This window comes from Polaromonas sp. A23 (assembly GCF_002001015.1).
In the GTDB taxonomy this organism is placed as follows: Bacteria; Pseudomonadota; Gammaproteobacteria; order Burkholderiales; family Burkholderiaceae_C; genus Polaromonas.
Map to the genome: position 1 here is coordinate 1 of NZ_MUNO01000031.1, position 20,346 is coordinate 20,346.

At 62.4% G+C, this 20,346-nt stretch carries 20 protein-coding genes; 11 read left to right on the forward strand and 9 right to left on the reverse strand.

From position 1 onward, the window contains the following. Positions 1-284: 284 nt before the first annotated feature. Positions 285-2,075, reverse strand: coding sequence for an inverse autotransporter beta domain-containing protein (locus B0B52_RS16280; RefSeq protein WP_077594718.1), 1,791 nt, complete (start codon positions 2,073-2,075; stop codon positions 285-287). Positions 2,076-2,277: 202 nt separating this feature from the next. Between B0B52_RS16280 and B0B52_RS16285 the strand changes: the two genes are divergently transcribed. Then, positions 2,278-2,970 (forward strand): response regulator transcription factor, encoded by a 693-nt coding sequence (locus B0B52_RS16285; protein ID WP_077594719.1) that lies wholly within the window; start codon positions 2,278-2,280, stop codon positions 2,968-2,970. Beyond that, a complete protein-coding gene (locus B0B52_RS16290) occupies positions 2,936-4,870 on the forward strand; it encodes an ATP-binding protein (protein WP_168173568.1) in 1,935 nt (644 codons plus the stop codon). The genes B0B52_RS16285 and B0B52_RS16290 overlap by 35 nt, the downstream gene beginning before the upstream one ends. A 17-nt stretch (positions 4,871-4,887) precedes the next feature. Here the strand turns inward: B0B52_RS16290 and B0B52_RS16295 are convergent, their stop codons facing one another. After that, positions 4,888-5,997: a substrate-binding domain-containing protein gene (locus B0B52_RS16295; RefSeq protein ID WP_077594721.1), complete on the reverse strand. Its 1,110-nt coding sequence runs from the start codon at positions 5,995-5,997 to the stop codon at positions 4,888-4,890. A 137-nt stretch (positions 5,998-6,134) separates the two neighbouring features. Here B0B52_RS16295 and B0B52_RS16300 point away from each other — a divergent pair, with 137 nt between their 5' ends. The 3 genes from B0B52_RS16300 to B0B52_RS16310 are packed head-to-tail and all read left to right on the forward strand — an operon-like array spanning position 6,135 to position 8,394. After that, positions 6,135-6,866 (forward strand): ABC transporter permease, encoded by a 732-nt coding sequence (locus tag B0B52_RS16300; protein ID WP_077594722.1) that lies wholly within the window; start codon positions 6,135-6,137, stop codon positions 6,864-6,866. Then, positions 6,863-7,564, forward strand: coding sequence for a phosphate ABC transporter ATP-binding protein (locus tag B0B52_RS16305; RefSeq protein WP_077594723.1), 702 nt, complete (start codon positions 6,863-6,865; stop codon positions 7,562-7,564). The genes B0B52_RS16300 and B0B52_RS16305 overlap by 4 nt, the downstream gene beginning before the upstream one ends. Before the next feature lie 53 nt (positions 7,565-7,617). Beyond that, the gene (locus tag B0B52_RS16310) at positions 7,618-8,394 is read left to right on the forward strand and encodes an extracellular solute-binding protein (RefSeq protein ID WP_254425738.1); all 777 of its coding nucleotides are present in this window, start codon (positions 7,618-7,620) and stop codon (positions 8,392-8,394) included. Positions 8,395-8,411: 17 nt separating this feature from the next. Here B0B52_RS16310 and modC read toward each other — a convergent pair whose 3' ends face one another. From modC to modA, 3 genes are read right to left on the reverse strand one after another with little or no spacing between them, the layout of a single operon-like run. Then, positions 8,412-9,488: a molybdenum ABC transporter ATP-binding protein gene (gene modC, locus B0B52_RS16315; protein ID WP_077594725.1), complete on the reverse strand. Its 1,077-nt coding sequence runs from the start codon at positions 9,486-9,488 to the stop codon at positions 8,412-8,414. Next, a complete protein-coding gene (modB, locus tag B0B52_RS16320; protein WP_077594726.1) occupies positions 9,488-10,171 on the reverse strand; it encodes a molybdate ABC transporter permease subunit in 684 nt (227 codons plus the stop codon). The genes modC and modB overlap by 1 nt, the downstream gene beginning before the upstream one ends. 26 nt (positions 10,172-10,197) lie before the next feature. After that, positions 10,198-10,944: a molybdate ABC transporter substrate-binding protein gene (gene modA / locus B0B52_RS16325; RefSeq protein WP_077594727.1), complete on the reverse strand. Its 747-nt coding sequence runs from the start codon at positions 10,942-10,944 to the stop codon at positions 10,198-10,200. Positions 10,945-11,019: 75 nt separating this feature from the next. Here modA and B0B52_RS16330 point away from each other — a divergent pair, with 75 nt between their 5' ends. Next, entirely contained in the window at positions 11,020-11,787 is a 768-nt protein-coding gene (locus tag B0B52_RS16330; protein ID WP_077594753.1) for a TOBE domain-containing protein, read from the forward strand. 12 nt (positions 11,788-11,799) lie between these two features. On the opposite strand, the gene B0B52_RS16335 is transcribed toward B0B52_RS16330, so the two are convergent. Further along, positions 11,800-12,705, reverse strand: a complete 906-nt coding sequence (locus tag B0B52_RS16335; protein ID WP_077594728.1) for an AEC family transporter — start codon at positions 12,703-12,705, stop codon at positions 11,800-11,802. A gap of 125 nt (positions 12,706-12,830) precedes the next feature. Here B0B52_RS16335 and B0B52_RS16340 point away from each other — a divergent pair, with 125 nt between their 5' ends. Together B0B52_RS16340 and xerD are read left to right on the forward strand one after the other, a co-directional pair. After that, complete coding sequence (locus tag B0B52_RS16340) at positions 12,831-13,805, forward strand: tripartite tricarboxylate transporter substrate binding protein BugE (RefSeq protein ID WP_077594729.1); 975 nt, start codon at positions 12,831-12,833, stop codon at positions 13,803-13,805. 119 nt (positions 13,806-13,924) lie between these two features. After that, positions 13,925-14,827 (forward strand): site-specific tyrosine recombinase XerD, encoded by a 903-nt coding sequence (gene xerD / locus B0B52_RS16345; protein WP_077594730.1) that lies wholly within the window; start codon positions 13,925-13,927, stop codon positions 14,825-14,827. Positions 14,828-14,926: 99 nt separating this feature from the next. Here the strand turns inward: xerD and B0B52_RS16350 are convergent, their stop codons facing one another. Further along, positions 14,927-15,262 carry a hypothetical protein gene (locus B0B52_RS16350; RefSeq protein ID WP_077594731.1) on the reverse strand — a complete coding sequence of 112 codons (336 nt, stop codon included), beginning with the start codon at positions 15,260-15,262 and terminating at the stop codon, positions 14,927-14,929. Between the two features lie 74 nt (positions 15,263-15,336). Between B0B52_RS16350 and B0B52_RS16355 the strand changes: the two genes are divergently transcribed. Beyond that, positions 15,337-16,329 (forward strand): tripartite tricarboxylate transporter substrate binding protein, encoded by a 993-nt coding sequence (locus B0B52_RS16355; protein WP_077594732.1) that lies wholly within the window; start codon positions 15,337-15,339, stop codon positions 16,327-16,329. Positions 16,330-16,406: 77 nt separating this feature from the next. On the opposite strand, the gene B0B52_RS16360 is transcribed toward B0B52_RS16355, so the two are convergent. Then, positions 16,407-17,714: a class I SAM-dependent methyltransferase gene (locus B0B52_RS16360; protein WP_174575504.1), complete on the reverse strand. Its 1,308-nt coding sequence runs from the start codon at positions 17,712-17,714 to the stop codon at positions 16,407-16,409. Between the two features lie 177 nt (positions 17,715-17,891). Then, complete coding sequence (locus tag B0B52_RS16365; protein WP_077594733.1) at positions 17,892-18,707, reverse strand: ferritin-like domain-containing protein; 816 nt, start codon at positions 18,705-18,707, stop codon at positions 17,892-17,894. A gap of 141 nt (positions 18,708-18,848) precedes the next feature. Between B0B52_RS16365 and B0B52_RS16370 the strand changes: the two genes are divergently transcribed. Together B0B52_RS16370 and B0B52_RS16375 are read left to right on the forward strand one after the other, a co-directional pair. Continuing rightward, positions 18,849-19,373: a gamma carbonic anhydrase family protein gene (locus tag B0B52_RS16370; RefSeq protein ID WP_077594734.1), complete on the forward strand. Its 525-nt coding sequence runs from the start codon at positions 18,849-18,851 to the stop codon at positions 19,371-19,373. Beyond that, positions 19,373-20,341, forward strand: coding sequence for an Hsp33 family molecular chaperone HslO (locus tag B0B52_RS16375; RefSeq protein WP_077594735.1), 969 nt, complete (start codon positions 19,373-19,375; stop codon positions 20,339-20,341). The genes B0B52_RS16370 and B0B52_RS16375 overlap by 1 nt, the downstream gene beginning before the upstream one ends. Positions 20,342-20,346 lie beyond the last annotated feature (5 nt).

Below are 20,346 nucleotides of genomic sequence, written 5' to 3' on the forward strand. Positions count from 1 at the left end.
GGCTAGGGGTGGGAGTGGGGAGTTACGCCTACTGCCCAAGGCGAACCAGGAACGCAGCGTGACGCAAAGAATCCGCTATCTATTTAGTAGCTGCTTGCACCCGTGCGATAAGGGCTGGTGGTCGATTTCATACAAGAAATCGGCTGTTTGCCCTCTGCAGGGGACTCTAGCCGCCCTGCGAACCGCGATGCGCCCAGTCGGTCGTACGCTTCTCAATCAACTGAACAACACGTTCACCTCGTGCTGATGCTCGACCGCCGGCGACGCCCTCGCCAAGCCCAAACCTAGGGGCAAGACGTGCCGTCGGCGAAGCCGATCGAGCCCGATGTGCCGGCGGAGAAGGCGCAACTGCCCGCGACGCGGACGTTGCCGCTGGAGCCGGCGGTAATTGCGCTGTTAACGACCAGGACCGCTTGATTGGGGCCGCCCGCCCCGGTGACGCTGATCGTATTCCCGGTGATGGTGGCGATCGTTCCACCGGGGACCCCACCGGCGACTTCTATCCCTTGCTTGATATTCCCTGTTCCCGTGAGGGTGATCGTGTTGCCGCTCAATGTGACAGTACCGAACCCGCCCAGGCTGGCGTTGATGCCTTTGATGTTCCCGGCGTTGGTGCTCGTTACGCCGATGGTGTTATTGCTCACGACGACATTGGTGGGGCCGCTAAAGATCAGGATGCCCGAAACGCTGGCGCCAGCGCCGCTGCCGGGAACGCTGGCTGTGATCGTGTTGTTAAGAATTCTGGCGCCGTTTCCAAAGGCGCGAACGGCGATGCTGCTGCTGCCTCCACCGCCGTCGCTGTTGACTGTCATCCCGCTCAGCGTGCTGTTCGAGTCCAGCCTAACGACGCCGGTCGTTGTGTTGAAACTGCCGTTGATTACAGCACCCGGTCCCGTGAGCGTGGCGGTAGCGCCGGACGGCGTGCGAACGACGATCGGACTTGTGCCCGCAAGCGTCTGCCCGGGTTGCAGTGCGACGGTCGCGGTCGTGGCATAGGTTCCGGTCAGGACTACGGTACTGTTGGCGCCCGCTGCGGCCACAGCTGCGGGCAGCGCGGCCCCTGTGGTTGTGCTGCTGCTGAGGATGGTGAGCGGCTGGCCGTTTGCGGTTGCCGTGGCGGTTTCGATGACCGGCGCGCGCGCCACCAGCGGGGCGACGATGTCGACATCGCGCAGGACGGGCGTGGTCATGCGCTGCTCTTGCCAATTGAGCCGCGGGCGCTCTTTCTCGCCGCCCAGCGGAACGCGCAGCCGCAGGGCAACAAACGTCTGCCTGCCGCGGATGTTGTCGTCCTGCACTTCTGCGTTAACCACAAGCTGCGCGCCGCGCCAGAGCTGCGGAAGGTCGGCCACCGTGAATTCTGCGCGCAGCCGCGGCCCCGACAGTCGTGTCGTCACGTCGCTGAAGCGGTAGCCGCCGATGTAAAGGCGCAATTGCCGCGGGCTTTCGACGTCGAACAGCGGCACGCGCCAGCCGACCTCGGCGTCAAAACCTCTGAGCGCACGCTCCTGCGTTGTGACGCTGCTCACCAGCACCGTGGTGCCGGAAAGGGAGGCCGTGCTCGCCGTGCCGGCGTCCCGCACCCGCTGGCCGTAGGGAAGGTAGGCATTGGCGCGGAAATCCCAATCCCTGCCCAAGGCCTCGCCTCCCAGCGTTGCCTGGTTGAAGAAGTTGCCGTTTCCGGTTTTGCGGCGGTCCAGATAGCCGTAGCCGCCGATGTTCCAGCCGCCTTCCTGCATATGGCGCACGCCCAGCCCGAGGTTGCCTTCGCGGCTGTTCTGGTTGTCGAAACGCCCGCGCAGGTTGCCGAAGAAGAGCGTGCGCTCGGTCTGCTTGATTGGCAAGAAGAAATCGCTTTCTGCCAGGCTGCGTTTGGAGCCCGGCTTCGCCTCGAAGTCCACATGCGCACCCCACTTGGGCGGCATTGATTGCGCCGACGTATTCGAAAGAAAGCCGAACGCTAATACCGCTGTTGCTGCGACGTGCGCTGGATGCATGAGTCCCCCTGAGAATCCCCTGGATCCGGCGTTGAAGACCAGGCGGTAAATGCGGTTCATGCTGGCGTGGGATGTCATGCTAACGCTCCTGATGAGTTATGTTTTATGCCTGAGCTCAATAAATACGGGTGTAGGCTGCTCCTCATTCAAGAGCGCACAACGCTGCATGAGACACCTCGTAAAACCTTCCGGAGCGACTATAAAAATACTGGCTTCGGTTGTATGTCCCTACATGTAGGGACATTTCACAGCGCCTAAAAATGCAACAATTCGGACCAACATGGTTCAGTCTGTCCCTCAAAAGCTGTCGCCCCTATCGACCATTGGCGTAGCGGTGGTTGAAGACCACCTGGACTTCAAGGCGGCATTTGTGGCGGCTATTGAGGCTGCGCCTGACACCCACCTGGCCGGCCTGGCCGGGCTGCTGGCAGATGGCCTGCAACTGCTTAACGGGCCTGCGGCAGATGTACTGCTGGTAGATTTGGGGCTGCCCGATGGTTCCGGCATTGAGCTGATTCGCGCAACGCACAAAGCCTGGCCCGAGTGCAGCATCATGGTGACCACAGCGTTTGGTGACGAGGCGCATGTGATGCAGTCGATAGAAGCGGGGGCCTCGGGCTATTTGCTCAAAGACAGCAGCCCTGAAAAAATAGTTGAGGAAATACGCAATCTGCATAACGGCGGCAGCCCCATCAGCCCGCTCATCGCGCGGCGGGTTCTACAACGCTTGCGTACACCCACACCGCCCGTAGCTGCGTCAGTGCTCGACATGAAAAACGCGCTTTCGAGCCGCGAAACACAGGCCCTGGAGCTTGTCGCCAAGGGCTTCAGCTATGAGGAGATTGCAGGGCTGATGTCGGTGTCGCGTCAAACGGTATTAACCTTTGTGCGCCGAATCTATGCAAAACTGGAAGTCCATTCGCAAATGGAAGCGGTCGATGAAGCACGCAGGCAAGGGCTTTTGGCGAGGTAACGCGCCGGGCTTGGCCCGAGTGTTGGCCTGCGCAGCTTGTGCATTGACGATGGTGGCCAGCAACAGCGCCTGGGCGCTGACCGCAAGCCGTATTCAGTCGGCGCAAATGATCCTGACATCCAACGGCAGCTTCGACATGCCGCCCCTGACTGCAGCCATGCCTACAGGTGATGCACAGGCGGTTGCATTGCCACACGTGTTTCCCAGAGGCATCAACACCCCCGAAAACGGAAACGATATTTTGACGGCCTGGTACCAAATAGCGGTACCGGATGCGGCGCAACCCGCATCAGGCCGGCCGCTGCGCCTGTACCTGCCACGCTGGCAAACCGTCGGTCAAATTGCGGTGTACGCCGACAGCCGGCTGGTTTTTCGCTCCGGCGCAGGACCGATATGGAATGGTTTTAATCACCCGCTGTGGGTGGCGCTGGGCGGCGCGGCAGATGATGCCCCTCCAGAGACCGTGGTGATTCGGGTCGACCATCTGCGCAGCGCGGGCCTGGCGCTTTCGAGCGTCTGGCTAGGCGACGAGAAACAGCTTTCCCAACGACGCTGGTGGCGCGACTTTTTTCAGACGGATCTGACAGCCATTCTGTCTGCTGCCTTTTTGCTCATAGGATTTTTCGCGCTCGGGATTTGGTTACTCAGACGAGAAGCCATGTATGGGCTGTTTTTTTTGGTATCCCTGTTCAACTTCACGCGTAATCTGCATTTCCACCAAGGGCTGGAGCCGTTGCCCATATCAGAGGCCTGGTATGGCTGGATGACCATCAATTCCGCCTTTTGGGCTTTGGTGACAGCCTATATTTTTGGCTTCAGGTTGTACGCCGCTAAATTTCCGTTGATTGAGAGAGCACTTGTCATCATGACGGTGATGGCAGCCATCATCAGCCTGCCGGGGCTGACCTTGATACCCCTGACGTGGTTGCTGACACCCACCCTCTACCTGGGCGTGCTGGTGGGCATCGTAGCCATGACTTTGATCAGCATTCGCGCGGCCTGGCGCGCACGTTCGGGTGAGGCCATGCTGGTCATTGCCTGGAGTCTTCTGATCATCCCAACCGCCTTGCATGACCTGATGTTGCAAAACTACCGGCTTGACATTGAGCAGCTTTACCTGATGCCCTACACAATGCTGGGCTTTTTTCCAATCATTCTGTATGTGATGCTGAAACGCTATACAAGCGCGCTGCACAAGGCTGAACGATCAAACGCAGACTTGCAAATCAGCCTCAAGGCCAAGGAAGTTGAGCTGGGCGAAAGCTACGCACGGTTGCGCGTGATTGAAAATGAGCAGGTGCTGGGTGCGGAACGCCAGCGCCTGATGCAAGACATGCATGACGGACTGGGCGCGTCTTTGATGGGAGCGCTCAAGGCGGTCGAAAGCGGCCGGCCGCTCGACCTGAGCGAGATCCTGCGCGAATGTATTGACGACCTGAAACTGGCGATTGACTCGCTGGAGCCGATTCAGTCTGATTTGCTGTTGCTACTGGCCACGCTGCGCTTTCGGCTGGGAGCCCGGCTGGAGCAAGCAGGTGTCAGCCTGCACTGGCATGTAGAGGACATTCCCCGCATCGAATGGCTGAACCCACACAGTGCATTGCATGTGCTGCGTATTGTTCAGGAAGTTCTTGCCAATGCGGTCAAACATGCGCAGGCCAGCGCCGTCACGCTGGCAACAAAAACGCGGGGCAACCACGTTGTGGTGGTGATTGAAGACAACGGTATCGGCTTTGATGCGTCAGCGCCGCGCGCGCGGGGCCGGGGTGTGAGCAACGTCCTGCGGCGCGCGCAGGCGATTGGTGCGCAGGCAAGCTGGAACTCGCGGCCCGGTGGCACGCAGTTTGAGCTGGCATTGCCGCTGCAAGCGCCGCAAGTGAGCCAGCCCGCAAGTTACTGAACTCCTGCAGACAAGACTTACGCCTTCCCCACCTTGGCCTTCCGGTAATTCCACCAAGGCAACATCGCCCTCAGCGAAAGCACTTCCCCACTTTGTGCAGAAGCCCCGCTGTAACCAGGCAGGCTGTCCAGCACGATCGACCAGTGATGGCTTTGCAGCTCTGCAATCAGGGCCTGCACCGGCGCTTCCGGCAAGGCGGATTTCAGGCAGACCAGGTGATAACGCTCGAGGACCAGCGGCACAAAGTCCAGTCCCTTGTCGCGAGCCGCTGCCTCAATACCCAGGCCTGCGTCGGCCGCGCCGCTGGCAATGGCCTGCGCAACCGCGCCATGTGAAGGTTCCTGCGTGTCATAGCCGTTGATGCCGCTTGCCGCCACGCCGGCTTGCGCGAGGAGCTCGTCAAGCAGCACGCGCGTGCCGGTTCCTGCTGCGCGGTTCACATACCGAAGGCCCGGCTGCGCCAGGTCGGTGACGCCCTTGATGTTGAATGGATTGTTTTTGGCAACCATCAACCCCTGCTGTCGGTGCGCAAAACCAATCAGCTTGTGCAGGCCGGGCTTGAGGAGGTTGCGGTAGGTCTGGGCGGCAATCGACTTGCTGCCGGGCTGGGCCAGGGTGTGAAAGCCGGCCATCATGCAGCGCCCGGCGTTGAGGGCGGCAATGGCGTCCACACTGCCCATGAAACGTATGTCCAGATGCAGCCTGCGTGTTGCTGCCTGTTCCCGCAGGGCGCTCAGCGCAGCATCGTGGCTTGCGTACAGGGTCAGTACATGGGCTTCGTCGTCAAACGCGGTGGAAAAGGCCCGTTCGATGTCGCCGCGCAGCGCTTCGATTTGCGGTGCCAGCCGGGCTTGCGCCTGGCGCTCGGCCCACAGCAGTTTTTCACCAAACTCGGTGAGTTGCGCGCGCTGGCCTTTGTCCCAGACGATCAGCGGGCGCTCCAGCGTTTGCTCCCATTTTTTCAATGCGCCCCACACATGGCGATACGACAGGTCCATCTCACGCGCTGCTTTGGCGATGGAGCCCTGCTCGCGCACGGCGTGCAACACGTCCATCAGCGGGTTGCGGATCAGCGTGTCTTTGCTGCGCTCGGGCGACAGCAGGTAGGAGAGTTCGACTTTGTGCATGGCGGGGCGATGTTAGCGATTATGGGCGCTGCTCCGTTCCGCATCTAGCGCACCTATGTTCAGGGCTTCATAGCTCGTGATCCCCGATGGCTGGAAGCCGTTTAAACCCTAGGATAGGCACTCTTTTCATTGTCTACATGAACACCTTTTCCGACAGCGTCAGCACCGCCTTTTCGCTGATCACCTCCTTCGATCCCTTGCTCGGCAGCATCGTCATCAGATCGCTGGCCGTGAGCGCCTGCGCCTGTCTGCTGGCCTGCAGCGCAGGCTTGGTGCTGGGCGCTTGGCTCGGCGTGGCGCGCTTCCGTGGCCGCGCCGCCTGGCTGACCTTGCTCAACACCATGCTGGCCCTGCCTTCGGTGGTGGTCGGGCTGGTCGTTTATCTCGTGCTGTCGCGCTCTGGTCCGCTGGGTTTCCTCGGTTGGCTGTTTTCCTTCAAGGCCATGGTGCTGGCGCAGGCCATTCTGGTGCTGCCCGTGGTCACCGCCCTGACGCGCCAGGTGGTGGAGGACGCAGACCAGGCCAATGGCGAGCAATTGCGGTCGCTGGGCGCGGGGCCGCTGTTGCGCAGTTGGTTGCTGGCCTGGGACGAGCGGTATGCCTTGCTCACTGTGGTGATTGCATCGTTCGGCCGGGCCATCTCTGAAGTGGGCGCGGTGATGATCGTGGGTGGGAATATCGACGGCTTTACGCGCGTGATGACCACGGCCATCGCGCTGGAAACCAGCAAGGGCGACTTGCCGCTGGCTCTGGCGCTGGGCATGGTGTTGCTCGGTGTGGTGCTGGTTCTCAATGCAATGATTGCAGCCGTGAGGCGTTGGCGCATGGGCCGCGACGGGCAGCCCATGCTGCTGAGTGCAGCAGTATGAGCGCTCTCTTGCAACTCAAGGCTGTGGACCTCCGTTTCGGTGCCGTGGCTGCATTGACGGGCGTAGAGCTGCGCATAACGGCCGGCGAGCGTGTGGCGTTGATCGGTGCCAACGGCAGCGGCAAAAGTACCCTGCTGCGCGTGTTGCACGGCCTGATACCGCCCAGCCGCGGCTCCGTGCTGCGCGACAGCGCGATGCGGCAGGCCATGCTGTTTCAGCGGCCCTTCGTGCTGCGCACCAGCGCCATGAACAACGTCGCGCTGGGGCTCTGGATTCGCGGTACCCCCTGGAGGCTGGCGAAAGAGGAGGCGCTCCTCGCGCTTGGGCGCGTCGGCATGGGCGAAGTGGCCCTGCGCAATGCGCGCGCGCTTTCCGGTGGGCAGCAGCAGCGGCTGGCGCTGGCGCGCGCCTGGAGCCTGCGGCCCGACATGCTGCTGCTCGACGAGCCCACCTCCAGCCTGGACCCGCATGCCAAGCGCGAGGTGGAAGCGCTGATGGCCGAGTTCGCAGAAACCGGCATGACGCTGGTGTTTGCCAGCCACAACCTGGGCCAGGTCAAGCGCCTGGCGACGCGTGTGGTGTACCTCGAGATGGGCCGCGTACTGGCCGATCTGCCGACGCAGGAGTTTTTCAACGGCCCGCGCCTGGGTGAAACATCGCGCGAGGCTGATTTGTTCGTCAAAGGAGAAACAACGTGAATTTAAGGAAGATTTATGCATCATTTCGGCCATTCGCCCTTGTTCTACTTGCGCTGACAGCTAGCAATTTAATAGCAACTGGTGCCTGGGCCCAATCCATCACCATGGCCTCCACAACGTCAACCGAGCAGTCGGGACTGTTTGGCTACCTGTTGCCCGAGTTCAAGAAGGCCAGCGGGCTGGACGTGAAGGTGGTGGCGGTGGGCACGGGCCAGGCCATCGATATGGCGCGGCGCGGCGATGCCGACGTGCTCTTCGTTCACGACCAGGTGGCTGAGGAAAAGTTCGTGGCTGACGGGTTTTCCGTCAAGCGCTTTCCGGTGATGTACAACGATTTCGTGCTGGTCGGGCCCAAAGGTGACCCCGCAGCAACCCGAGGCAAGGACATTGGCGCAGCGCTGCAGAAAATTTCCGCGGCCAACGCTCCCTTCATCTCGCGCGGCGACAAGAGCGGCACGCACGCGGCCGAGTTGCGCTACTGGACGCAGGCGGGCGTGGCGGACAAAAAAGGCAGCGGCTACAAGGAATGCGGTTGCGGCATGGGCCCGGCGCTGAACATTGGCGCATCGTCCAACGCCTATGTGCTGACCGACCGGGGCACCTGGCTGAATTTCAAGAACCGTGCCGACCTGGCGGTGCTGGTTGAAGGCGACACCAAGCTGTTCAACCAGTACGGCGTGATGGTGGTGAATCCTGCAAAGCATCCGCACCTGAAATCCGCCGACGCCCAAAAATTTGTGGACTGGATTGTTTCGCCGACCGGCCAGAATGTGATTGCGTCTTACAAGATTGGCGGCGAACAGTTGTTCTTCCCGAACGCGGTGAAGTGATGCAGTGCGCGGAAGCGCTACCCGACCAGCGCGGCCGATTTCACCTGCGCCCAGACAGGCTTGCCCGGCGCCAGATTCAGCGTCTCGGACGCCCGCGCGGTGATGCGCGCCAGCAGCAGCGATTCGCCGCACATCAGTTGCACCAGTTGCTGTGAGGGGTGGGTGTCGGGCGCAATGGCCTGCACCACGCAGGGAAGCACATTCTGGATGCTGGTGGCTTGCGGTTCCTGTGTGGCAATGCTCACGTCACGTGCCAGGACGCGCACGCGAACGCGGGATTCTGTTGCCAGTCCGCTGTCGCGCAGCCACAGGCCGCCGCCTGGAAAGGCGATGTGCGCCAAATGCCAGCGCTCATCGCGCTCCGTCACCGTGCCCTCCAGCAGTGCGCTTGTGTCGTCACCCAGCACGAGGGTCGTGTCGATGCGTGCCAGCGTCTGTGCCATAGCGCCCGAGGCCACGATGCGGCCTTGTTCGAGCACCACCAGCGTGTCGGCCAGCTGGATCACCTCGTCCAGGGCGTGGCTCACATACAGCACCGGAATATCAAGCTCGCTGTGCAGCCGCTCCAGGTAGGGCAGCACTTCGCTTTTGCGTTGTGCGTCGAGGGCTGCCAGCGGCTCATCGAGCAGCAGCAAACGGGGGCTGCTGGCCAGGGCCCGTGCGATGGCGACGCGCTGGCGCTCACCACCCGATAGGGTTTCGGGTTTCCGGTCCATCAGCGGAGCGATGCCCAGAAGGTCCACGGCCTGGTCCAGCGACACCTGGCGCTGGAGTGCAGGGATGCGCCGCATGCCGTATTCCACATTGCCGCGAACGGTGAGATGCGGAAACAGGCTGGACTCCTGGAACACATAGCCCAGCGGCCGCCGGTGCGTGGGGAGGAAGCGTTTTTGCGCATCGTCCTGCCAGACACTGCCAGCGATTTCCAGACGGCCGCGTGCGTGTTCCAGCCCGGCCATGGCGCGCAGGCAGGTGGTTTTGCCGCAGCCCGAACGGCCGAACAGCGCGCTGACGCCGCGGCCCGGCAGGTCGAGCTGAACGTCGAGTGTGAAGCCGGGATAGCTGATTTTGAAATCGGCCAGGATGCGGTCCATCAGCGGCCCTTCTTCCGGCGTCCGGTCGGGTTCAGCGCATACAGTGCCAGCAGCACGGTGAAAGAAAACGCCAGCATGATGGCGGCCAGGCGGTGTGCATCGGCGTATTCAAGGGCTTCGACGTGGTCGTAGATCTGTACCGAGACGACGCGGGTCTGGTTCGGTATGTTGCCCCCCACCATCAGCACCACGCCGAATTCACCCACGGTATGCGCAAAGCCCATCACCATGGCTGTCAGGTAGCCGGGCCGGGCCAGCGGCAGCACCACGCTGAAGAAGGTATCCAGCGGCGAGGCGCGCAATGTGGCTGCTACCTCCATCGGCCGGTCGCCGATGGCTTCAAAGGCGTTTTGCAGCGGCTGCACCACGAAAGGCATCGAGTAAAACACCGATGCCACCAGCAGCCCCCAGAACGTGAATGGCAACACGCCCCAGCCCAGCGACTGCGTGAGCTGGCCCAGCGGACCATTCGGCCCCATGCCCACCAGCAGGTAAAAGCCCAGTACCGATGGCGGGAGCACGAGCGGCAGCGCCACCACCGCACCCACCGGCGCTTTCAGCCATGACCGTGTGCGCGCCAGCCACCAGGCGATGGGCGTGCCGATGAGCAGCAGGATCAGCGTGACCAGCCCCGCCAGCTTGATGGTGAGTGTTATCGCCCCGAGGTCTGCGTCACTGAGCAATGGATTCTCCTGCCTGCCTGGTTACGTTACAGCTCATAGCCATAAGAACGGATCAGGTCCTTGATGCGATCGGACTTCAGCAAGGTGACCAACGCCGCAGCGGCGGGTTTGTTCTTGCCGCGCGTGAGGACGATGGCATCCTGCACGATGGGCTGGTACAGCGTGGCAGGCACTGCCCACATCGACCCGCCTTTGAGTTTGCCGCCTTCGAGGACTTGCGACATGGCAACGAACCCCAACTCTGCGTTGCCGGTCGAAATGAAGCCGAAGGTTTGCCCGATGCTTTCACCCAGGACCAGCCGTGGGCCCAGCCGCCCGGCAAGGCCGAGTTGGGTGATGGCTTCCATGGCGGCTGCGCCATAAGGCGCCACTTTCGGCTGGGCCATGGCGATTTTCCTGAACTCGCCGGTTTTGAGCACCTGCCCCTGTGCGTCGACCAGGGCAGGGTTGGCCGACCACAACACCAGCTTGCCTTTGGCGTAAGTGAAGCGGCTGCCCGGTACCGCGAGCCCTTCCGCTTCAATTTTTTCCGGCGTTTCATTGTCTGCCGCCAAAAACACGTCGAAGGGCGCACCGTTTTTGATCTGTGCGTAGAACCTGCCCGTCGCGCCGATAACGATCTCTGCCTTGTGCCCGGTGGTTTTTTCCAGAATGGCGGCAATGGCCTGCATGGGTGCGGCGAAGTTGGCCGCCACCGCCACCGTGACTTCGCCGGCGTGCGCCGAACCCAGTGCCCATGCCGTCAGGACGGCCAGCAGGCGGGAGTAATTCATGGCAATGTCTCGCTATTCTGAAAAGGAATAGCGAAAGTATAGCGTTCAACGCAGGCGTGGGTGGACAATGCGCGCATGAAGAAAACCCAACTCCAGCTCGCCGGCGCGCTTGGCCATGACGCGGCCGACAAGCGCATCGACATCCTGCGTCGCATCGGCGAGGCGGGCTCCATTTCGGAAGCGGCGCGGGCCGCCGGTGTCAGCTACAAGGCCGGCTGGCAGGCGGTTGACACGCTGAGCAACCTGGCCGGTGTGGCCCTGGTCGAGCGCATGGTGGGCGGCTCGGGCGGAGGCGGCGCGCGACTGACCGAGGCGGGCCGCGAGCTGTTGCGGGCCTCGGATGAGCTGGCAATGGCGCGGACCCAGGTCCTGGCGCGGCTGACAGGCAGGGGCAAGGCGATGCCTGGCCCGTCATCCCTGGCTGCGCTGGGTTTGCGCACCAGCATGCGCAACCAGTTTCCGTGCGTGGTCTCCGGCTTGCGTGCGCAGGGGCAGGCGGTGCGGGTGCAACTGGCGCTGGCTGGCGGAATGCTGCTTTATTCGCGCATCACGCGGGAGAGTGCGCAACTGCTTGCCTTGCGCGCAGGCCAGCAGGTTCTGGCTTTGTGCAAGGCGACAGCAGTGAAGGTGTCGGCTGAGGCCTTGCCCGGCCCAGGCACCAATTTGTTGCAAGGTCATGCCACACGTGTCTCGCGCGCCGCGGGTGGCGGCGAAGTAGCGCTGGAGCTGGATGGCGGCCTGCAACTGGTGGGTTTTGCCGGCCCAGGCCACGGGCTGAAGGTGCGCAGCCCGGCCGTGGCCAGTGTGGAGGAGTCCGCCGTGGTGATTGCGGTGGCCCCGTAATTGGCAAGAGGCTTAACGCAAGACGCCCAGCGCAAACGGCAGGCTGAGCATGCCCAACAGGGTGGACAAGGTGACCAGGCCGGCCACGTAGGCGCCGTCGTAACCCATGCGTGCCGCAAGCACATAGCAGCTCGACGCGGTGGGCAGGGCTGAAAAGGCCAGCAGCACCGTGGTTTGCACCGGTGACAGGCGAAACACCCAGGACAGGCCCCAGGCGATCAGGGGAATCAGGAGGTGGCGTATGGCCAGCAGCGCGACCGCCAGGGTTTTGGCCCGGGCCAGTTTGCCGAACTGCATGCCGGCGCCGGCCGCCATCAGGCCCAGCGCCAGAGACGCCGCGCCTATGCGGTTCAGGGTGGGATCCATCCAGACGGGGATATGCAAACCCAGCAGGTTGGCCACCAGGCCGCTGGCGGTGGCGATGATCAGGGGGTTGCGTACCAGTGCGCCCAGGAAACCGCTGTTGGCATGACGCGCCATGGGCCAGACCGCACCGACGTTGAACAGCGGCACGCAGACACCGATCAGCACCGCAATCAGCAGCAGACCTTCGGCGCCTGCCAGCCGCTCGGCCAGCGCCAGCGCGATGAAGGAGTTGAAGCGAAAAGCGACCTGTGCACTGCCGGCGTGCTCGCGCCGGTCAATGTGTGCACCCAGCCAGGGCAGGTGGGGCAGGCTGTAGGCCAGCGCGATGCCCAGTACGCCCATGCTCAGGCCCGCAGCAATGAGGCTGGAAGCCGCACCAAGATCGAGCGGGCTTTTGACGATGGACTGGAACAGCAGCACCGGAAACAGGAAGTAATAGACCAGGCTTTCCACCTGTTGCCAGACGGTGCGGTTCAGCGCGGTGTAGCGGCACACCAGGTAACCACACAAAATAAGGGAGAAATCGGGGAAAAGGAGTTGGGCGTAATTCACGCGTCGAGAATAACCCGAAACCTCCAACGGCCTCGGGTTTGCCCCTATGCGTAATCCACAACACGCAAGCCTCGTTTGTGCGCTTAGGATGCAGATTGCTAACTTCCACTGAAAGGAAATCTCTCATGCAACGCCGCTCTCTGCTTTCTCTCTCTGTCCTGGCTCTCTCCACCTTGGCTGCGGGTTCCGCATTGGCCCAGGGCTATCCGAACAAGGTCATCAAGCTGCAGGTGCCATTTGCACCGGGCGGCACCACTGACATCGTTGCCCGCGTGATCGCCGAGCCGCTGGGCAAGGCCATGGGCCAGACCGTGGTTATCGAAAACAAGGCCGGTGGCGGCGGTGTCATCGGCGCGCTGGAAACCGTGCGTTCGGCACCGGACGGTTACTCGCTGGGCATGGCCACCGTGTCCACCACGGCGGCCAACCCCGCGATCAACACCAAGATCCCGTACAACCCGACGACGGATTTCACGCCGATCATCAACATTGCCGCCACGCCCAACGTCATTGCGGTGCACCCGAGCTTTCCGGCGCGCAATTACAAGGAGTTCATTGCCGAGCTCAAGAAAAATCCCGGCAAATACTCCTACGCGTCGTCGGGCACCGGCGGCATCGGCCACCTGCAGATGGAGCTGTACAAAAACCTGAGTGGTGCTTTCGTGACGCACATTCCCTACCGCGGTGCGGGCCCGGCGCTGAACGACACAGTGGCCGGCCAGGTGCAGGTCATTTTTGACAACATTCCCTCGGCACTGCCTTTCATACAGCAAAAACGTTTGATCCCCATCGTGGTGGCCGCGCCCACACGCCTGGCCGTGCTGCCGGACGTGCCGACCTTCAAGGAAGTCGGCCTGGAGCCTGTGAACCGCATGGCCTACTACGGCATCCTCGGTCCCAAGGGCCTGCCGAAGGAAGTGGTCGACAAGATCAGCGCCGGCACGCTGAAGGCGCTGCAGGATCCGGCGGTGCGCAAGCGCATTGAAGACACCGGCTCCATCGTCGTTGGCAACACGCCGGCGCAATTCACGGCGCAGATCAAGGCCGAGTACGAGGTCTACAAAAAGGTGGTGGACAGCGCCGGGCTCAAGCTCGACTAAGTCGCCGACGGGCAGCAAAGCCCGTCCTGTCACCCCATACCCCGCAGGCCGCGTGCCGTGTGGGGTATTTTTTTACCGGCTCTTCTTTTGTGCTTTCCTGATTTTGTTATCGTCCCGGTATGAATCCCCAGAGCCAGTCCGGCATTGATGCCTTTGTCGACGCCTTGTGGCTGGAAGACGGCCTGTCAAAAAACACGCTGGCGGCCTACCGGCGCGATCTGTCTCTGTATGCCGTCTGGCTGGGCGCCAAAGAGCAGGGCGGCCGCGCGCTGGATGAAACGCTGGAGAGCGATATCCACGGTTATTTTGCGGTGCGCCACAGCGCCACCAAGGCCACTTCGGCCAACCGCCGGCTGACGGTGTTCAAGCGCTACTTCCACTGGGCCCTGCGTGAACGTCTGATCACGGCCGACCCCACCCTCAAGCTGCAATCGGCCAAACAGGCCCTGCGCGTGCCCAAGCTGATGTCGGAAGCCCAGGTGGAAGCGCTGCTTGCCGCGCCCGATGACGGCACGCCGCTCGGGCTGCGTGACCGCGCCATGCTGGAGCTGATGTATGCCAGCGGCCTGCGCGTGAGCGAGCTGGTCGGGCTCAAGACCTTTCACACCAGCATGAACGAGGGCGTGCTGCGGGTCATGGGCAAGGGCAGCAAGGAGCGCCTCGTGCCCTTCGGTCAGGTGGCGCGGCAGTCCATCGAGCGTTACCTCGCCGAAGCGCGCCCCGAGATTCTCGGCGGGCAGCAGACCGACGACCTGTTTGTCACCGGCCGCGGTAGCGGCATGAGCCGCGTGATGTTCTGGATGCTGGTCAAAAAGTATGCGCTGCGTGCAGGCATCACTTCACCGCTGTCGCCGCACACACTGCGCCATGCGTTTGCGACGCATTTATTGAACCATGGCGCTGATCTGCGCGCCGTGCAGATGCTGCTGGGCCATGCGGACATCTCGACCACGACCATCTACACCCATGTGGCGCGCGAGCGCCTCAAGGCCTTGCATTCGCAGCACCATCCACGTGGATAGGTCGCGCCCTGCCGTTTCCTGGTTTCATGTCCGTTCGTCGTGAGTTTGTCGAAGGACACGCCGCGGGCCGCTGCCGTTTTAGAAAGCACCCGGGCGATATTATTTCCGCGGTGATCTGAGCATCAGGAATGCCGCAAATATGAACGCAGCAGCTACCAAAAGGTACAGCACACCTTCATAGGCTCCTCGATGCTGGGCAGGAATCTGGGTCAACACCAGATTGCCCAACTTGCACAGAAGTTGACTCGTTGCCTTCGCTTCGGTGCATGCCGCGACGGAGAAACTTGCGGCTGAAAATAGTTTGACGCTGCTGAAAGCGAATATCGCGCCCAGAAGAACGAGCAAGATCGCCGCGACACCCTTCAGCCATGGCCTCACCGTTGTCTGGTCGATTTGCTGCTGCGGCGTCAAGGGAATGCGGTTTGGGTCGTACATGGCAGATTCTCTGATGCTGGCAGTGTAGACCGCAAGGTAGGCAAAATACGGCGACGTTCACATCAGGAAAATTCATGTCACTGCCTCCATCGCGTCGCCGCCTGCTGGCCTTGCCTTTGCTCGCGCTGTGCGCCGCTGCGCTTCCTTCGGTTTCAATCGCCCAGGCCGCCTGGCCGGCGCGCCCTATTCGCATCGTGGTGGCTTACCCGCCGGGCGGCATCAGTGACAACATTGCTCGGGCGCTGGCGGAACGGCTGTCTCTTCAACTCTCCACCTCTGTCGTGGTTGAAAACCGTGCCGGCGCTGGCGGCAGCATAGGCATGGATCTGGTGGCCAAGGCTGCACCGGACGGCTACACCGTGGGCTTTTCGTCCATCAGTCCGCTGGCGCTCAATCCACACCTGGGCAAGCTGCCTTATGACCCGCTCAAGGACATTGCGCCGGTGGCCAGCGTGATGTACTCACCGGTGGTTTTGCTGGCCACGCCGGCTTTTGAGGGTAAGGATTTCAAGGACGTGCTGGCCGCCGCAAAGGCGAAGCCGGGCAGCGTGCGCTGGTCCACTTCGGGCCTGGCGACGGTGGGCCACATCGTGCTTGAGCAAGTCCAGCAAGGGGCCAAAGTCGAATTCACGCATGTACCCTACAAGGGAGGTGGCCAGCAACTGACCGATGCGCTGGGCGGGCAGTTTGAAGTGATCTCCACCAACCTCAGCGGCGCGGTGATGCCGCACATCAAGTCCGGCAAGCTGCGCCCGCTGGCCGTGGGTGCGCCGGCGCGGGTGGACACCTTGCCGCAGGTGCCGACCTTTGCCGAGCTAGGCCTGACCCCGGCCAACCTGAGTTCGTTGTTTGGTGTGTTTGCGCCCGCCAAAACGCCGGACGCCGTCCTCGTACGCCTGAACACCGAAATCAACCTGGCATTGCAAACGCCCGATTTACGCAAGCGGCTGCTCAGCGCAGACAACGTTCCCACGGCCGGCAGCGCGGCTGAATTTGCGCGCCAGATAGCGCTGGAGTCTGACAACAATGCCCGCATCATCAAGGCGGCGCAGATCAAGGTCGACTGAATTCACGTGGTTGTTTTGCTATTGATTTAATAGCTATTGACGCCCGTGTGCAAAGGGCTGGCGCCTGTTATTAGTACTCAGTTCAGCTGCAAGCCCGTTTGCGCCGGGTCCGGGCTGCCGGTGCTTGCCGCGTACATGTAGTTGCGCCTAAAGGGGTACTTGGCCTGGGCGCCCCTGATTTTTTCATCCGGCAGGTTCTCGGCCGGCCTGGTTGCCAGCATCTGGTGCAGTGAGAGCCAGCCGCGTTCAAAACTCATGGCGCTGCCGGCCAGGTAGAGGCGGTAGGCACGCAGGGTTTTTTCGCCGCGCGCGCGGTCGCCATCCAGGGCAAGAACCTGCTGCGCCGCCTCCAGACGGGCTTCCAGTGCATCCGACCAGTCCCACAGCGTGCGGGCGTAGTGGGGCCGCAGGTTTTCCGTGTCGACCATTTCCAGCCCACCGCGCGCCATGTGGTTGAGCACGTCGCTGACATGCAGCAATTGGCCGCCGGGGAAAATGTATTTCTCGATGAAGTCGCCCATGCCGGCGCCGAGCTGGTCGTTGTCCGGCCCCCCGGCGGTGATGCCGTGGTTCATCACCAAGCCGCCCGGCTTGAGCAGGTGCGCGATCTTGCTGAAATATGCGGTCATGTTGGCACGGCCCACGTGTTCGAACATGCCCACCGACGAGATCTTGTCAAAGGGCTGGTTTTCGTCAAGGTGGCGGTAGTCACGCAGCTCCATGCGGACCCGCCCTTGCAGGCCCTTGTCTTCAATGATCTTCTGCACATGGGCATGCTGGTTTTTCGACAGAGTGATGCCGGTGGCATCCACACCGTAATGTTCGGCTGCCCACAGCAGCAGGCCGCCCCAGCCGGCGCCGATGTCGAGGAAACGCTCACCCGGCTGCAGCATCAGCTTGCGGCAGATGTGGTCGAGCTTGGCTTCCTGCGCTTGGGTCAAGGTCATGTTGTCGTCGCGGTAATAGGCGCAGGAATAAACGCGGCGCGGGTCCAGCCACAAGGCATAAAAATCGTCGGACACATCGTAGTGGAACTGGATCTGCTCGGCATCTTTTTCCGGTGTGTGCGCGCGCAGCGCCCGGATTTGCCGCTGAAGCGCGGTCCACCAGCCTTGGTCGGTATGCAGAGGATTGGCCGGCAACAGGCTGGCCGCAACGGCCATCACGTCGCGCATGCGGCCCTCCAGATGGAGCTTGCCCTCGACAAACTCTTCGGCCAGCGCACCGATCTGGCCAGCCCGGAGCCGCGTCAGGCTGGACCAGTGGGAAAACGCCATCTTGACCGGCGCACCCGGCGGGCCCAATACCTGGCCCGCGGGCAATTGCACGGCCACCGGAAGGCGCACGATTTTTGACTCAATCTGCGGAACGAGATGCCGGATCATTGCAAACTCCTCTGGGAAGTCGTCAGTCGGACCGAATATTACTCAATCCTGCAGGAGCTTGCTGGCGGGCGGAAGGCCTGCTTTGTGGGAAAACTCCCATTTCAGTGTCAGACGATCTTGTAGTCCGCGTATTGACATCCATCAAGCGGCGTGACATGGCCAGCGGTGGCAAGGTCTTCAGCGCCCCAATTGGGCCAACTCGGCTTCGTCAAATCCCGCGGCGCGGCGCGCGTCGAGGTTGAAAGGCCCCCTGAGGGCTGGGGCCTCATACCGTGCCGCGAGTTCGGCGTAGGTTGCAACCGGGTCCAGCCCGCGTTCGCTGCACAGGTGGCGGTACCAGTGGTTTCCGATGGCCACATGGCCAATCTCGTCGTGCAGGATGATGTCCAGAATGGCGACCGCCCCCAGTGCGCCGGGGCTGCCGACCTTGCGCAGCTTGGCCTGCATGGCCGGCGTGGCGTCCAGCCCGCGGGCTTCCAGCGTGCGCGGCACCAGGGCCATGCGCGCCAGCACGTCACCGGCGGTTTTTTCCGTCATGTCCCACAGGCCTGTATGTGCGGGGAAATCGCCGTAGTCGTAACCCATGGCCTGTAGATGGGCGCGCAGCAGGCTGAAGTGGTGTGCTTCTTCAGCGGCAACCTGGAGCCAGTCGAGGTAATAGGCCCGGGGCATGCCTTCAAACCGCCAGGCGGCGTCAAGCGCGAGGTTGATCGCATTGAATTCAATATGGGTCACCGCATGGAGCAGGGTGGCCAGGCCTTGCGGGGTGAAGGGCGAGCGTTTGGGTACGTCCAGGTGGGAGCGCAACTCCGGCCGGTCCGGGCAACCGGGCAGGCTGGGAGGCGCTTCCAGGCGATCTTGCTCTGCTATTAAAAGAGTAGCTGCTTGCGCCCGTAACGATTGGACCAACAGCACTTTTTGTTGTGGATCATGCGCCATCAGTGCCTGCAGGGCGCCCTGGCGCAGTTCTGGGGAAGCTTGCGTTGCCGTCATGCAGCCGATTGTCGACGATGGGGCCAGGGTTGCACGGGCAGAGCGGAAAGACAGGATGCGAGTGCTTCCTTACAATTGAGGGCCTGTTTCGCTGCGCGGCGCGCTGGCGCGCATTCCCCCGACAACTCCACCCCAACACCCATGGCCATCTACCAACTCGACGACCTGACCCCCGCCCTTCATGAAACCGCCTGGGTCGCCGACAGCGCCCAGGTGATTGGAGACGTCAAACTGGCTGAAGGTGTCAGTGTCTGGTTCGGCACGGTGGTGCGCGGCGACACCGAAACCATACGCATAGGCCGCGGCTCCAACGTCCAGGACGCCAGCGTGCTGCATGCAGACCACGGCGTGCCCCTGACGATTGGAGAGAACGTCTCCATCGGCCACCAGGTCATGCTGCACGGCTGCACCATCGGCGACGGCTCATTGATTGGCATCGGCGCGATTGTTCTGAACAACGCGAAAATCGGCAAGAACTGCCTGGTAGGTGCGGGCTCGCTGGTGACCGAAGGCAAGGAATTCCCCGACGGCTCCATGATCCTCGGCAGCCCGGCCAAGGCCGTCCGCCAGCTGTCACCCGAGCAGATCGAGGGTTTAAAAATGATTGCGCAGCACTATGTAGAGAATGCCCGGCGCTATAAGGCCGGGTTCAAGAAGATTGCCTGATGTCCGAACTCCACAAATTCATTTTCGACGGCCTGCCGGTGCGCGGCATGCTGGTGCGCCTGACCGATGCCTGGCAGGAAATCCTCAAGCGCCGCGAGGCCGCTGGCGGCTACCCGGCCGAGGTCATGCAACTGCTCGGTGAAATGACGGCCGCCGGCGCGCTGATGCAGGGCAATATCAAATTCAACGGCGCGCTGGTGCTGCAGATCTTTGGTGACGGCCCGGTCAAACTCGCGGTGGCCGAAGTGCAGCCGGACCTGAGCCTGCGCGCCACCGCCACGGTGACGGGCGAGGTGCAGCCGGGCGACACCTTAAGCCGGCTGGTCAACGTCAACAACCAGGGACGCTGCGCCATCACGCTGGACCCGAAGGACAAGCTGCCGGGCCAGCAGCCCTACCAGGGCGTGGTGCCGCTGTTCGGCGACCGGCGCGAAAAAATTGAAAACCTCAGCGAAGTGCTGGAGCACTACATGCTGCAGAGCGAGCAGCTGGACACCCGACTGATTCTTGCCGCCGATGGCCAGGTGGCAGCCGGCCTGCTGATTCAGCGCCTGCCGGTCAAGGGCGAAGGCAACCTCGAAGGCCAGATTGACCGCGACGCCAACGAGGACGAGATCGGCCGCAACGAAGACTACAAGCGCATTGCGCTGCTGGCCGGCACGCTCAAGCGTGAGGAACTGCTGGGCCTGGACGCCGACACGATTTTGCGCCGCCTGTTCTGGGAAGAGCAGGTCACGCGCTTCGAGCCGGCGGCGCCAACTTTTGCCTGCAGCTGCTCGCAGGAACGCGTCAGCGGCATGCTGCGCGGCCTGGGCACCGACGAAGTGGAAAGCATCATTGCCGAACGCGGCCGGATCGATGTGGGCTGCGAGTTCTGCGGCGCGCAGTACGGGTTTGATCCCGTGGATGCAGCGCAGATTTTCACCAGCCAGGTCAGCCAGCTGCCGCCGGCGCCCGGCATCCAGTGATGGTG

Bases quoted from the DNA above. Each gene is read 5' to 3' on its own strand.
- B0B52_RS16280 (WP_077594718.1), bottom strand. From the start codon at position 2,075: ATGACATCCCACGCCAGCATGAACCGCATTTACCGCCTGGTCTTCAAC.
- B0B52_RS16285 (WP_077594719.1), top strand. From the start codon at position 2,278: ATGGTTCAGTCTGTCCCTCAAAAGCTGTCGCCCCTATCGACCATTGGC.
- B0B52_RS16290 (WP_168173568.1), top strand. From the start codon at position 2,936: ATGAAGCACGCAGGCAAGGGCTTTTGGCGAGGTAACGCGCCGGGCTTG.
- B0B52_RS16295 (WP_077594721.1), bottom strand. From the start codon at position 5,997: ATGCACAAAGTCGAACTCTCCTACCTGCTGTCGCCCGAGCGCAGCAAA.
- B0B52_RS16300 (WP_077594722.1), top strand. From the start codon at position 6,135: ATGAACACCTTTTCCGACAGCGTCAGCACCGCCTTTTCGCTGATCACC.
- B0B52_RS16305 (WP_077594723.1), top strand. From the start codon at position 6,863: ATGAGCGCTCTCTTGCAACTCAAGGCTGTGGACCTCCGTTTCGGTGCC.
- modC (WP_077594725.1), bottom strand. From the start codon at position 9,488: ATGGACCGCATCCTGGCCGATTTCAAAATCAGCTATCCCGGCTTCACA.
- modA (WP_077594727.1), bottom strand. From the start codon at position 10,944: ATGAATTACTCCCGCCTGCTGGCCGTCCTGACGGCATGGGCACTGGGT.
- B0B52_RS16330 (WP_077594753.1), top strand. From the start codon at position 11,020: ATGAAGAAAACCCAACTCCAGCTCGCCGGCGCGCTTGGCCATGACGCG.
- B0B52_RS16340 (WP_077594729.1), top strand. From the start codon at position 12,831: ATGCAACGCCGCTCTCTGCTTTCTCTCTCTGTCCTGGCTCTCTCCACC.
- xerD (WP_077594730.1), top strand. From the start codon at position 13,925: ATGAATCCCCAGAGCCAGTCCGGCATTGATGCCTTTGTCGACGCCTTG.
- B0B52_RS16350 (WP_077594731.1), bottom strand. From the start codon at position 15,262: ATGTACGACCCAAACCGCATTCCCTTGACGCCGCAGCAGCAAATCGAC.
- B0B52_RS16355 (WP_077594732.1), top strand. From the start codon at position 15,337: ATGTCACTGCCTCCATCGCGTCGCCGCCTGCTGGCCTTGCCTTTGCTC.
- B0B52_RS16360 (WP_174575504.1), bottom strand. From the start codon at position 17,714: ATGATCCGGCATCTCGTTCCGCAGATTGAGTCAAAAATCGTGCGCCTT.
- B0B52_RS16365 (WP_077594733.1), bottom strand. From the start codon at position 18,707: ATGACGGCAACGCAAGCTTCCCCAGAACTGCGCCAGGGCGCCCTGCAG.
- B0B52_RS16370 (WP_077594734.1), top strand. From the start codon at position 18,849: ATGGCCATCTACCAACTCGACGACCTGACCCCCGCCCTTCATGAAACC.
- B0B52_RS16375 (WP_077594735.1), top strand. From the start codon at position 19,373: ATGTCCGAACTCCACAAATTCATTTTCGACGGCCTGCCGGTGCGCGGC.